Source organism: Alphaproteobacteria bacterium (assembly GCA_019746225.1).
Lineage (GTDB): Bacteria > Pseudomonadota > Alphaproteobacteria > Paracaedibacterales > VGCI01 > VGCI01.
The window spans coordinates 19,040-32,007 of sequence record JAIESE010000013.1; the positions used below are offsets into that span (position 1 = coordinate 19,040).

Annotated in this window: 11 protein-coding genes; 8 read left to right on the forward strand and 3 right to left on the reverse strand. The window is 43.0% G+C overall.

The genetic code is table 11. From position 1 onward, the window contains the following. The first annotated feature begins 8 nt into the window (after positions 1–8). Together K2Y18_02085 and K2Y18_02090 are read left to right on the forward strand one after the other, a co-directional pair. Entirely contained in the window at positions 9–1,175 is a 1,167-nt protein-coding gene (locus tag K2Y18_02085) for an HlyD family efflux transporter periplasmic adaptor subunit (GenBank protein ID MBX9804525.1), read from the forward strand. Further along, positions 1,165–4,260, forward strand: a complete 3,096-nt coding sequence (locus K2Y18_02090; protein MBX9804526.1) for a CusA/CzcA family heavy metal efflux RND transporter — start codon at positions 1,165–1,167, stop codon at positions 4,258–4,260. The genes K2Y18_02085 and K2Y18_02090 overlap by 11 nt, the downstream gene beginning before the upstream one ends. Before the next feature lie 16 nt (positions 4,261–4,276). On the opposite strand, the gene K2Y18_02095 is transcribed toward K2Y18_02090, so the two are convergent. Continuing rightward, positions 4,277–7,516, reverse strand: a complete 3,240-nt coding sequence (locus tag K2Y18_02095; protein ID MBX9804527.1) for an AAA family ATPase — start codon at positions 7,514–7,516, stop codon at positions 4,277–4,279. Between the two features lie 230 nt (positions 7,517–7,746). Here K2Y18_02095 and K2Y18_02100 point away from each other — a divergent pair, with 230 nt between their 5' ends. Further along, the gene (locus K2Y18_02100) at positions 7,747–8,049 is read left to right on the forward strand and encodes a hypothetical protein (protein MBX9804528.1); all 303 of its coding nucleotides are present in this window, start codon (positions 7,747–7,749) and stop codon (positions 8,047–8,049) included. 37 nt (positions 8,050–8,086) lie between these two features. Further along, positions 8,087–8,332: a conjugal transfer protein TraD gene (locus tag K2Y18_02105; GenBank protein ID MBX9804529.1), complete on the forward strand. Its 246-nt coding sequence runs from the start codon at positions 8,087–8,089 to the stop codon at positions 8,330–8,332. Between the two features lie 300 nt (positions 8,333–8,632). Here K2Y18_02105 and K2Y18_02110 read toward each other — a convergent pair whose 3' ends face one another. Beyond that, the gene (locus K2Y18_02110) at positions 8,633–9,196 is read right to left on the reverse strand and encodes a hypothetical protein (protein ID MBX9804530.1); all 564 of its coding nucleotides are present in this window, start codon (positions 9,194–9,196) and stop codon (positions 8,633–8,635) included. After that, positions 9,186–9,629 carry a hypothetical protein gene (locus K2Y18_02115; protein ID MBX9804531.1) on the reverse strand — a complete coding sequence of 148 codons (444 nt, stop codon included), beginning with the start codon at positions 9,627–9,629 and terminating at the stop codon, positions 9,186–9,188. The genes K2Y18_02110 and K2Y18_02115 overlap by 11 nt, the downstream gene beginning before the upstream one ends. A gap of 133 nt (positions 9,630–9,762) precedes the next feature. Between K2Y18_02115 and K2Y18_02120 the strand changes: the two genes are divergently transcribed. The 4 genes from K2Y18_02120 (at position 9,763) to K2Y18_02135 (ending at position 12,947) form a co-directional block, all read left to right on the forward strand. Further along, a complete protein-coding gene (locus tag K2Y18_02120; GenBank protein MBX9804532.1) occupies positions 9,763–10,326 on the forward strand; it encodes a hypothetical protein in 564 nt (187 codons plus the stop codon). Between the two features lie 194 nt (positions 10,327–10,520). Then, positions 10,521–10,859 carry a helix-turn-helix domain-containing protein gene (locus K2Y18_02125; GenBank protein MBX9804533.1) on the forward strand — a complete coding sequence of 113 codons (339 nt, stop codon included), beginning with the start codon at positions 10,521–10,523 and terminating at the stop codon, positions 10,857–10,859. Continuing rightward, positions 10,849–12,162 carry a HipA domain-containing protein gene (locus tag K2Y18_02130; protein MBX9804534.1) on the forward strand — a complete coding sequence of 438 codons (1,314 nt, stop codon included), beginning with the start codon at positions 10,849–10,851 and terminating at the stop codon, positions 12,160–12,162. Before K2Y18_02125 ends, K2Y18_02130 begins: the two co-directional genes overlap by 11 nt. 416 nt (positions 12,163–12,578) lie before the next feature. Further along, positions 12,579–12,947 (forward strand): DUF3987 domain-containing protein, encoded by a 369-nt coding sequence (locus K2Y18_02135; protein MBX9804535.1) that lies wholly within the window; start codon positions 12,579–12,581, stop codon positions 12,945–12,947. Positions 12,948–12,968: the final 21 nt, after the last annotated feature.

The window sequence follows — 12,968 nt, forward strand, 5'->3', positions numbered from 1 at the left end:
GAGACCTTATGCTCAAAAATTGTAGGCTTTATCTTATCGTTCTCCTAATTTATGCAGCGTGTTTCACACCTGCTTTTTGTCATGGTGATAAACCCCACGATGGGCCGCCTCCTTCTTCAGCTATTCCTACAGTCGAAGAATCTCCTTCTGATTTGGCATTGGTTCAACGTCTTTTTGTTCTTAAAAGAAGTCAGTTCGACAATAGCCTCCTAACAATTGTTGCCAAAACTGTAGAGCGTCCTAAAACCATTATTCTTCCCGCCAAAACAATTGCGAGCCCTAATGGATATGCTCAAATCCATGTGCCCCAGTTGGCACGTGTTCTTATTGATGATAGGTTTCCTATTCCGACCACAGGAGAAAAGGTTACCGCTAACCAGGTATTAGCCGTGGTTGAACCCTTGCTGTCTGTTATTGATATAACAGATAAAAAATCTGAACTTTACAAACTTGAAGGAGAGATTTCTATTCTCAAGAGAGAAATTGACCGCTTTACAAAATTAAGAGAGTATTCTCCGCGCAAAGAGCTTGAGAACAAACGAACAGAGCTAGATCGCTCCGAAAAGCAAAAAGCCCAACTCCTCTCCACAGGTCTTGGTAGAGAGCTGCTTCGCTCTCCTATCGATGGAATTGTCAGTGACAATCATTTACTCCCGGGCCAGATTCTTCAGCCCAATGATTCAGTTATGGATATCATCAATCCAGAACGCTTCCGTATCGAAGCTTATACGTTTGATTATCTGCAAACAGATCAGATTTTATCAGCACGTCTGCGCTCCCCTGAAAATCTTGAAAAATTCTACCCCTTAAATCTTATTGGAACAAGTCCTCGGATTGGAGAGAAGGATTACTCTCAGCACATCTTATTTTCTATGGCTGAAGCACCGCCAGAACTTATTGTGGGTATGGCTGTTGACGTTTTGTTGACGACCAAAGAAACCACACGACGTATTATAATTCCGAAAAGTTCACTCTACAAGTCTGGCAAATCTTACACCGTATTCCTTCTCGTAAACCCGGAACTTATTAGAGCTCATCCTGTAGAAGTTGGATTGTTTTTTGATCAGTCGGTTGAAATTATTTCTGGTCTCAAAGTTGGTGATCGAGTTATCTCTGATACCACAACTCTTTCCAAAATATTGACCTTAAGAGAAGAAGCACAGCATGTTCACTAAGATCATTGAGTTTTCCCTTAAATACCGTTGGTTTATTCTATTTTCGTATCTCGCAATCATCATTTATGGCAGCCTTCTTGTGCCAAAGCTTCCCGTAGATGTCTTTCCGGACCTAAATCGCCCGACTGTGACCATAATGACGGAAGCCTCAGGCCTCGCACCAGAAGAAGTTGAACAGCTGGTGAGCTTTCCTATTGAAACGGCGATGAATGGGTTGCCAGGTGTTATTCGGGTGCGTTCAACTTCAGGAATTGGCTTATCTATTGTTTTTGTGGAGTTTGATTGGGGAACGGAAATTTATCGCAATCGGCAAGTAGTCAGTGAACGCTTAGATGTCGCCACCGCCCAGCTTCCTTTGGGTATAAAACCTATCTTGGGTCCCGTTACCTCTATCATGGGTGAAATTCTCTTAATTGGGGTAAGCTCTCTTAAAGGAGAAACGTCGCCCATGGAGCTGCGTGGAATTGCAGATTGGATCTTACGTCCTCAGCTTTTAAGTATAGCAGGTGTTGCGCAAGTGATTCCTATCGGAGGAGAAGTTAAGCAATACCAAATCCTACCTAACATTAACCGCCTCTGGTCTTACAATGTGTCTTTAGAAGATATCTTGAAAAGTGCTCAAGGTTTTGGACAAAACAAAACGGGCGGATATTTAGAAGGATTTCGCGAAGAATCATTGGTACGTTATTTGGGGAACACGACCCAACTTGAAGACTTGCAAAAAACCATTGTTCGTTATCTTCAAGATAAATCTCTCACATTTCATCAGGTAAGTTCCATTCAGTTTGGAGCAGCTATTAAAAGAGGCGACGCGAGTGTTGATGGCAAGCCTGCTGTTATTCTTTCCATTCAAAAGCAACCAGGAGCGAACACAACAACCCTAACGACTGAAATAGAAAAGAACCTTCAAGAGATACAGAAGCGGCTTCCACCGGATATTAAAGCTGACCGGATGCTTTTTAAGCAAGCTACTTTTATTGAAAACTCCATTTATAATGTGGAGGAGGCTTTGGAGTTTGGAGCCGTATTGGTTCTCATAATTCTGTTTCTATTCTTGATGAATATTCGCACGACCTTTATCAGCTTAACAGCCATTCCCATTTCTATCCTTATGACAGCCATTATTTTTAAATGGTTTGGGCTTTCCATAAACACCATGACGCTAGGGGGGCTTGCGATTGCTATTGGTGAGTTGGTTGATGATGCGGTGGTTGATGTGGAAAATATATTTAGGCGCTTGCGAGAGAATCGACTGAGCAAAGTCCCGAAGGCGATTGTAAAAGTGGTCCGGGATGCTTCATTGGAAGTCAGAAGCTCGATTGTCTATGCGACGGGGACTGTCATTTTCGTTTTTCTCCCTTTGTTTGCTTTAAGCGGGATTGAAGGCCGTCTCTTTACACCTTTAGGGGTTGCTTATATTATTTCTATTCTGGCCTCTCTTGTGGTCTCTGTTACCTTAACTCCTGTCCTTTCTTCATATTTACTTCCCAATCTTAAAGTTATGAAACATGGTGATAGCTGGTTGGTGCGACATTTAAAAAGCCTAGACACCAAGCTCCTTAATTGGTCTTTTCTGCGTGGCAAAACTCTCATTTTTGCTCTTGTTGCCATAACTCTTCTTGCGGCTTCCTCAGTTCCATTTTTGGGGAAATCTTTCTTGCCATCCTTTAATGAAGGCTCTGTTACAATTAACTTGAGGTTGGCGCCTGGAATGTCCTTGAGTGAATCCAATCGCATTGGCACCATAGCGGAAAAACTCTTATTAGAAGTGCCTGAAGTAAAGTCCGTTGGGCGTCGTAGCGGCAGAGCGGAATTAGATGAGCATGCGGAAGGTGTCTATTCTTCAGAAATTGATGTGGACTTAGCTCCTTCAAAACGAGCACGAGATATGATCCTCAATGATATTCGCACCCGTTTAGCAACGCTTTCAGATGTTGTCGTAAACATTGGGCAGCCGATATCCCATCGTTTAGATCATTTGCTCTCTGGTGTGCGTGCTGAAATTGTTATCAAGGTGTTTGGCGATAACCTTTCAATTTTAAGAGAGCAAGCTGAGACCATTCAAGAAGCCATAAAGAATATCCCAGGTTTAACAGACTTGCAGATTGAGCAACAAACCCTGATTCCCCAGCTTCAAATTCACCCTAAGCGCGAGGAAGCCCTAAAATACGGAGTTAATATGAATCAGTTGGGTGAAACCATAGAAACTCTTCTATCTGGCAAAGTTCTTAATCAAATTCTTGAGGGATCAAGACGCTATGATCTCGTGGTACGTCTGACAGAAGAAGACCGCCATGATGCCGAAAAGATTGGCCGCATCTTGATTGATAGTCCGTCCGGAAAAATCCCATTAAAGTTCGTAACAGATATCAGGCAGAGCACAGGACCAAACCAGATTTTGAGAGATAACACCCAACGACGCATCGTTGTTATGGCCAATACAAAAGATCGTGCTTTAGTGTCTGTTGCACAAGATGTCCAAGAGAGGTTGTCAAAATTAACTTTACCAGAAGGGTACTCATTAAGGTTTGAAGGGCAGTTTGAAAGCCAACAAGCGGCCACAAGGTTGATTGCTCTGCTCTCAATTGTAGCCTTAGCAGGTATCTTTATTCTCCTCTATAGTCATTTCAAATCAGCCGTCCTAACACTGATTATCATGGCAAATGTTCCCATGGCATTGATCGGGAGTGTCGCTGCTATTTGGCTTAGCAATCAAACTTTGTCAGTCGCAAGCTTGGTGGGCTTTATTACGTTGACAGGGATAGCGACACGCAACGGAATTTTAAAAATAGCTCATTACATTCATCTTATGAAATATGAAGGTGAATCGTTTGGACTGCCAATGATTATTAGAGGCTCTTTAGAAAGGCTAACACCTGTCCTAATGACAGCGTTGGTTGCTGCCTTTGCCCTCGTTCCCCTTATGATCGGTGGTGATCAACCGGGTAAAGAAATCCTACACCCTGTCGCTGTGGTTATCTTTGGAGGGCTGATTTCATCAACTCTTCTCGATACGTTGATAACCCCTGTTATATTCTGGTTAGTGGGGGAAAGAGCTATCGAGGAAAATTGTTTATCAATTTAACTTTCAATAAGTTTTCTTACATCCTCAAATTTCGTCTCACAATCTGCTCCCTCTGCACTTGCTCCTGCTGTTCTTGAGCTTGCTTTTCCTGTTGCATCTGGGCCTTTGATTCGGACGTATCTCCTCGGGGTTTTTCCTGTTGGAGGCGTGCTGAGAATTTCTCATAAGCCTTGATAGATATTTCGGCAGATGGGGGAATGGCGTGGTCCTTGACTGCTCGTTCTTCAAATAACTCACCCGCGATCTTTGTGAGCTGCCCGGCCATTTTGTTGACTGCGGGCTTATCGGCACCAGTTGGAGTGCGCCCATACCGTTCAGAGAAGTGAAAGAACTCGCAGACGGCCTGGTACTTCTCATGATTCTCCAGTTCAAACTTGGCGCGAGCATCTGATAGCCCTTCACGCACCGCAAACAGATCGCTGGAGCGCCTTTCCTCAGAGTGATCAAACGACCGATATTGCTCTTGCAGAGGCTTTGCTTCTACGGTTTCATACAAGAAGTTTGTGATCGCTTCCTTCGTGGTGACCTTCACCGCGTTCCACAAGTTCCGCCCTTGCTGGAGTTTTTGGGCTGACCACAGAACCTTATCATCTGCTTTAAGCTGCGCTTGAACTTCCTTCGCATCCAGATAATCCACGCCTGAGAGCTTCTCTTGGATACGCGACAAGCGATCGATGTATTTCTCCTCCCGCCAGAAATCAAGGGAGGACCCAAACACCTCGAGCGTCTGGCGATGACGGCTCATGCCAACGTACGTGAGGTTACGGTATTGTTCGTAGGAGGCGAGCATCTTCACATGATCGACGCTCACCCCTTGGGTCTTGTGGATGGTGGTTGCCCAGCCACTATCGATAAACGGATACAGCTTAGGCGCAAACGACACAACCTTATCCGCATCATCTGTCTTTACCGTGATCTTGTTTTGAACAAGCTTTACAATCGTCCCCAGGGTTCCGTTCTTGACCCCCAGCCCGTTGTCGTTATGGGTGAACAAAAGCCTATCGCCACAAGCAAATGTCTTGTTCTCGTATGTTTTGATCTCCTTTCCAAAATCATCATAGGACAGGTGACAGGTCTTGTAGGTAAACTCAGGACCCGTGATTTCGCCCTTTTCTCGCATCCTATGTCGCGCTTGCTCATTGAGGCTTGTCGCATCGCGATTTGTGAAAGCCAACATGATGTGCGTGCTTGTGGGGTTGGCTTCTCGATTCTCAGCCCATGCCGCGATCATGGCATGCTTCGTTTCGACCCTCGTATCCTCAAGGTTTTCATAACTCATGGGCCGCAGTGTGTTTTCAACCCGCTTGATGAGCGCTTGCTGTTGGGCGGGTTCCGTCACTTTCTCGTAATCATATTTCAGTGTCCTGAGATGCCCCACATAAACCCTGTGCTCCTCCAGTCTTTCCGCATATTGATCAAGGTTCAGAAGAATGTCTTTGGCAGCCTCTTGGCGGATTTTCAGCCATTCCTGGTGGAGAGAAACGTCAGGGTGTTCGACCTCGAGCTTTTGAGTATTATTTATATCATTCTGCATCTCCATCCAAATCCGACCAGACACCTGACGCGCCAAGCTAAACCTCTCAAGCGCATCTCTATCCTTGGTCGCAGATTCATCGATGGTTTTGAAGATGCTGTTCTCCTGGTAAATCTCAAGAGCTTTGCGGGTATTGAGGCTGCCAAAAAGACGAGTCGCATCCCGCTGCCAGCCTTCCTGTTGACGAACGATGGTCTCGAGGATGGCAGGTTCCACACGATTTGTTAAGAGGCGAAATGCAGGACCCGCTTCGACCGCTTGTAGCTGGTTGGCATCCCCCATAGGAACGATCTTGGCACCCGCCTTTTCGGCAATCGTTAGGAGCTCCGCAAACCGCCGACTGTCCACCATGCCCGCTTCATCAAGGACAATCACGGACTTAGGCGATACCCGTTCCCGCCCTTGCTCCTGCGCGCCCAAAAACCTATGGACCGTCATCGATCGTATCCCACAACGGGCCATATTGTCGGCTGCTCGGCCTGTCGGCGCCAATCCGATGACCTTGTATCCCGCTTGTTCCCAAGCATCCTTCGCAGCTTCGATTGAGGTGGTTTTACCCGCGCCTGCAAAGCCAACGACACAGGAAATCTGATCGCTGGAGAGCATGTGGCGGATGGCCTTGTCTTGGTCAATGCTTAGTCCCCCATGGACCTCCAGCCTCTTGTTCTGAGCTGCAATCGCACCTTCCACATGAGTTGCATCAACCGGATGGGTCCTTTGTGCGGCAAAGTTCTCGGCCCGTTGGACAAGTCCCATTTCTAAGCGCAACATCTTTCTAGTCGTAAATACGTCCTCCCCCCTAAAGGCGTTGACATGCACCAATTCGCTTGAGGCCTTCAACCTGTTATAGAGATTTTGAAACTGCTCCGGATCATCAATATACCGATTTAACACCTTCGCAATGTCTTTTGCCGTAAAGGTGGAATGATTGGACGTCACAATCGACAAAACAAGCTCGGGATTTTTGAGAATTTTGAACTGATTCTTCAGCCTCACAGCATCAAAAAAAGATTTTTTGTCCGTATTCTTTGTTCTTTGATCGACCTCTATTGTTGGCCTCCCCAACTTCGGTTGAGGCTCCAGATCAATATCCCTATCAACATATGAGCGATGATCCACTCGGATATTGAAACCATGCTCCTTCAGGGCCGCATTCTGATAGGCTGCGTACTGCTCACGGGCCTCTTCTAAGAGGCTCTGTTGATTCCATTCTCTATTCTTTAACCCAAATCCCTCATCCAAAAGGTGGCGCGTTGTTAAAACAATATGACAGTGGGGCTGATATATACCTGTTTGGTCATTGGTCTTAGCATGAAAATGAAAGGCAGCAACCATTCCCCGCTTCACATAAACATCTTTGACAAATTCCCGAAGCCACGCCAGATTCTGCTCATCCGTAAGCTCATTGGGTAAAGAAATCTCAACCTCTCGATAAACTTGCGAATCTTTGCGTTTCTCAGAATTTTCACAAACATCTGAGAACTTCTGCATGGCATTTACCCAGGATGATTTGCATTCCTGAGCAATATCCTCAATCCATTGTGGGGAGCCTTCTGGAGTTAATATTTCGACATGCTTTACATGATCTTTATCCGGATGATCCCAGCATTCCCCAGTGTGCGAATCAACAAGAACCGTCGCACTACAGTAGGACAAAAAGCGAACACAGCTCTGCCCGCCTTGTCTCGATATCAAGCGTACACTGAGATGATAATTGGCCATACATAATTATACATCTATACAATACAATGTACAATATGTTTTAATGGAATTGAAAGATGTGCCGCTTGCGGCAAAGCGATGTTGCGAAGCGACGTATAAGCGCGCATTTCTCAAAAATCGAAATGAAGCATGGAATTTATGTTTTATTTTTGTAGCAGCCGTTCTTTGTTTTATGAAGGGGGGTTGAAGGGGGAGAATCCCCCTGGAACAATTACGAAAGGAAATGAGAGATGACTTCACGACTCGGCAGACTTAACAAAAAGATCGAAAAGTTACTGGTCCAAAAAGAAAAAGTTGAATCGGTTTATATTGGGTCTATATCCAAAATCATCCTGAAGTCGGTTCAAGAGGGTACCGATATACAGATTATTGCGGGCATGATATTAGATACTTCAGAAATCATCAAAAAGTCACCAGAAAAAAAGGAGGCATGGCAAGTAGCCGGTCAGAAATTTCTTTCCCGATCAAATCCAAAACGATCTAAAGACGGAAATGAAGGTGCTCAATCTGGCACTCAACCGATGGAATCGTGAAAGGGAAAGTTGTTTAAGCAGTGGAGGGCAAACAGCCATGAGTTTTCGGAAAGCACGGACAAGAACATTGATACAGTTGGGTGGATTGGTTGAGAAATCAGGACTTCTTGAAGAGCTTGGTCTTAAGGCTGGGGATGATCTACAACGAAATATTGAGTGTATGGAAGGTGCCGCAATTCTGATGGGGGGATTAAGCGAATTACGGCGTAATTTAGATGGTGAAGCTACAACTGGTCAGAAGTTGCTTTGGGCTGAAACTGGGAAGAAGATATTGGGTGAATGATCCCTTATACTATCATTTTTTGTCACCATTTCGAAGTTTAATGCAAAAGTAATATCCTATCCTGATTGAATTCACATGGTCCCTCTCTAAATATAGGTACCAAAATCTCTTCGTGAGGTGATCTTTTGAATATACTAGAATAAAAGCATTTAAAATACAGAGCCATCCCCAGCAGATCGCAAGTTCGATCCTTGCAGCGACCGCCAAAGAAAACGAGGATTTGTGGGGATTTTATTTTCTTAAATCCATTTCTTAGACATTCTTGGGACAGTTGAATGTACTTTTTCCCTACTGAATAACTTATTTGAGTTCTTCAATCTTCTGAAGGATACTTTCATCTGCTTCCTCCAAAAGCTTAGGCATTTTAGTTTGCAACTCCTTATAAAGTGGGTTGAGATGTTCTGTGACATCATCTGAACTCTGGGTAACACCTTTGTCTATTAGAAGGTCGCGAATGCGTCCTAAAATATTGAAAATCTCTTTATGGGTCTGATTTTCTACTTTTCCACCATAACAAATTACAAACATGCGTAATGCTTCTAAGTTTATAAGAAAATCATTATAAACTTGCCTAAAATTATCTATATAAGTTTCATTTATAGTCTCACCCTTAACTCTGAGGTCAATGGCTTCAGAGAGAACATCTGCTACGTTAAAGAAATTACTTCGGGTATTTATTACTTTCTGTTTAATACCATAATAATCATATACAAAGGCTTTGAGCTTTTCTTGAGAAAATAGGTTTTGTTGCAAACTACGTTGTGTAAAATATGTAACGCCACTACTTATTATCATAGACACTACGCTACTAGTTAATAAAAGGCTTACCCATCTCCACTTTTCTGAAATACAATTATCGGTCAAAGGTATTCTCCACGCATTTTTTCTTGCAGTCAGTAAGGGCAGATGTACAGTCCTCGGTTAACGTCTGATTTGATAGTTCGAACTTTCTTTTTAGACCAAGTGCATTGTTTTTTTGAAATTCAAAGATTGTGGTGGTCTCGGTTGAAGTGACAGCCCATTTTTCATGGCTACCTTCCGGGGTTGTTTTTTCCATATTTTCTATCTCGTTTGCTTTTTTTTGTGCTATCCCAGGAGCATATTTTTTAATCCAATCCCCACCTAAGATAGTATTCGAGCGCATTGTAATAGTCCGCATACACTCTTTGTTGGCTTTTAAACATGCCTTCTTGCATACTCTTAGTCTATCTGTCATTGGCTCGTCATTTGCTATTATTGACACTATGCCTAAAAAATAAACCCAAATAACTGTATAAACAACTCGTTTAAAAATCACTTTTATCTGCTCCCTTAATGGTTGCAACAATTCACCCTATTGAATAATAATAGACCACAATTCGGTTAACCTAATGTTAATGAGCCTATGGCTTCTATTGAATGGCAGAGAGCTCTAAAGGCAAAATATCTTAATGAATAATCATCCATGGGATTTAGGAAACATAAAATTGCTTGAAAGCCTGGTTGTGCAAAACGCAGTCTTTTTAATCACTGGTAGTTGGGCTGTAAACCATTATGACCCTACTCGAATCCCAAATGACTTAGACATATTAATCAGTAATAAAAATGAAAATATTGAAAATTGTGTATTTACGTTTGCTTCTTTAGAGGATTTTGCTTCTAAAATGGAAGAGATAAAACAGAAACTATATGAAATATCTGAAAATAATGGCCCAGCCCTGAAGTTGAGTTGTCGACTTTACCCTTTTCCTAGCGGAAACATGTATAATTTTGACATTCTTTCTCCAAAGCAAACTCAAAGTTTTGAAGAATTATGGGAGAGGAGTGAAAAGGGCATTATCTTTGGTAAAGTTCCAGTAAGATTTATCTCAAAAAGAGATTTAATTCATTCAAAAAGAGAAGCAATTCGTAATAATCAAAATGACATTAAATCTTTTTCAGGTGAAGACCTCAGAAAACTAATCATCAATACTAGGAAGCATTTAAATGACATTGAGAGATTAGAGAAACTCTGAATGATTATGTTAAGCCCTCAGCAGTAGATCCAACTTATAAATTATTATTACACTCTAGAAAGGGCCGATACTCCACAATGATCATTATAGTGATCGGGTGATACCTTTATGATCATTATAATGATCAAATTAATTGACAGTTAACGTATCGACTGCTATAAATTAAGGATAGAGTTCAACGAGGATGAAGAAATATGTCAAAGACCCAATCCCGAGTATATTCACGGTATAGTCGTGAAGCGGCAGCCCTTATGGGCAAAATGATTCGCCTCCATAGGAGGGAGAGGAAATTCACAACCCAAGATTTGGCAGATCGGGCTGGAATAAGCCGAATAACTCTTCAGAAAATTGAGAAGGGTGATATGAAATGTGGAATTGGCATTGTCTTCGAAGTAGCTACTCTTGTAGGTATAAAATTATTTGAAACGGAGGCCATGTCTATCGGTTCTTTGGATGAAAGAATTGAAGATAAGATAGCTCTCCTTCCTAAAAGCATTCGTACATCCAAGGGGCAAGTGAAAGATGACTTCTAATAATGAAAAATACACGGAAGCTTTCGTCTGGATTTGGTTACCAAATGAGACGGAACCTGTCGTAGCAGGGAAATTGACATCACAGAGAGACTCTCTTGTCTTTAATTACGGTCAGAGCTACCTTTCGCGCGAAGATGCCATTGCAATCTATGAACCAGAGCTTCCTTTAGAACCCGGCCTTTTGCCTTTACTTCCTGGAATGAGCATGCCCAGTTGTATCCGTGATGGATCACCCGATGCTTGGGGACGGCGTGTCATTATTAATAAGAATATTGGCAATCCGGGAAGTGCTACTGATACCTCTCAACTTGATGAGCTGACCTATCTCTTAGAGTCAGGATCAGATCGCATTGGGGCGCTGGATTTTCAGTTGTCACCAACAACTTACGAACCTCGGGATTCTCGGAATGTCCCTCTTGAAGAGCTCCTGGAAGTTGCTGATCGTGTTGAAAAGGGTCTTCCAATTTCACATGAGCTTGACGCGGCACTGAATCATGGAACTTCTATTGGTGGTGCACGTCCTAAGGCTCTCATTGAAGAAAAGGGTAAAAAATACATTGCCAAATTTTCTTCAACGACTGATATCTATGGTATTGTAAAAGCCGAATTCATCGCCATGCGTTTAGCAAAACTTGCTGGGTTAACTGTGGCTCCTGTCCTCATGACGCAATCCTCTAATAAAGATGTGCTTTTAATTGAGCGCTTTGACCGTATTGCATCAGAAAAGGGATGGAATCGTCGGTGCATGGTTTCTTCTCTCACACTTCTGGCATTAGATGAAATGATGGCCCGTTATGCAAGTTATGAGAATTTGGCCGAAATTATCCGGCATCGGTTTACGGATGCATCAATCACACTCAAGGAGTTATTTGGAAGAGTTACCTTTAGTATCTTGGTAGGGAATACGGATGATCACGCGCGCAATCATGCTGCCTTCTGGGATGGCAAGATGTTGTCCCTCACGCCTGCCTATGATATTTGTCCACAAGGACGTACGGGTAATGAGGCTTCTCAAGCGATGTTCATTTCTGAGAATGACCGCAGAAGCAAGGTTTCTGTATGTCTTAATGCTGCTCCTCTATTTTTACTAACTGAGAAAGAAGCGACATCTATTGTTGAAAGCCAATTGAAAACGATAAAAGCACATTGGCACATTGTCTGTGTAGAAGCTAAAATCACAGAGATAGATAAAAAGTTCTTGATGGGTCGACAATTTTTAAACCCTTTTGCCTTTGACGACTTAGAAGGAGAACGGTCCAACCTCAAAGAGATGGCTGATATGATACGAGAAAAACTTGCGTAAAAAAACTTCCCTTACAATATGTTCTCTTGTAAAATGATGAAATCGATTCCTGTGGTGATAGTTTGGTGATAATTAAATTTAGAATCGGAAAAATAGTGTGGTAACATATTGATTATACATGTAAAAGTATTTTACGAGAGGCAGACTCTTAATCAGCGGGTCGCAGGTTCGATCCCTGCAGCGCCCACCAAGCATTCTGCGGTTCTCGGAGTTTTTGAAAATCCCTCAAAAAATTTCCGGAAGCATATCGGAAGCAGCTGATGAGAATTCAACATCTTCATATTTTCTCAAACAAGCCTCTTTTGATAATTGCTACACTCTGATTGATAATTTTGGGTCAAGAAAAAGATCTAAAATTTTATCTTGCCTTAGTTTCATTGAGAAGCTAGGGAGATTTTACCCTCTCTCGTAGTCTCATGTCATCCTTGGCGCTAATCTTTCACGTAGTTGACAATGACGATGGGAATAGGAAAAAAAACATAAGTTTACCCTCAATTCAAAAGGCAGCCCCTTGGGGCGCTTATTTAGAGTCTCACGCCCGCCGTATTTATGAAATGGTCTTGGATACAACCTTTGAAGCCGCACCAACCCTCTCCAAGGTCGACGAGTTGCTGGCGTGGATGCGCAAGCAAACTAGCCGCTCTGACCAACCCTTAAAACGCCGATTTATCCTGCGATATTCCAAATTCAGAAGCTCCAAAGACCTTGATCCGCTCCTGTCCGATTTGCTGCAGATGGGCTACATCCAAGACGGCCCTGACGGGACGTTTCGGATGGTCAGTTAAGTATCTGAGGGTTAGCAAATT

Bases quoted from the DNA above. Each gene is read 5' to 3' on its own strand.
- K2Y18_02085 (MBX9804525.1), top strand. From the start codon at position 9: ATGCTCAAAAATTGTAGGCTTTATCTTATCGTTCTCCTAATTTATGCA.
- K2Y18_02090 (MBX9804526.1), top strand. From the start codon at position 1,165: ATGTTCACTAAGATCATTGAGTTTTCCCTTAAATACCGTTGGTTTATT.
- K2Y18_02095 (MBX9804527.1), bottom strand. From the start codon at position 7,516: ATGGCCAATTATCATCTCAGTGTACGCTTGATATCGAGACAAGGCGGG.
- K2Y18_02100 (MBX9804528.1), top strand. From the start codon at position 7,747: ATGACTTCACGACTCGGCAGACTTAACAAAAAGATCGAAAAGTTACTG.
- K2Y18_02105 (MBX9804529.1), top strand. From the start codon at position 8,087: ATGAGTTTTCGGAAAGCACGGACAAGAACATTGATACAGTTGGGTGGA.
- K2Y18_02120 (MBX9804532.1), top strand. From the start codon at position 9,763: ATGAATAATCATCCATGGGATTTAGGAAACATAAAATTGCTTGAAAGC.
- K2Y18_02125 (MBX9804533.1), top strand. From the start codon at position 10,521: ATGTCAAAGACCCAATCCCGAGTATATTCACGGTATAGTCGTGAAGCG.
- K2Y18_02130 (MBX9804534.1), top strand. From the start codon at position 10,849: ATGACTTCTAATAATGAAAAATACACGGAAGCTTTCGTCTGGATTTGG.
- K2Y18_02135 (MBX9804535.1), top strand. From the start codon at position 12,579: ATGTCATCCTTGGCGCTAATCTTTCACGTAGTTGACAATGACGATGGG.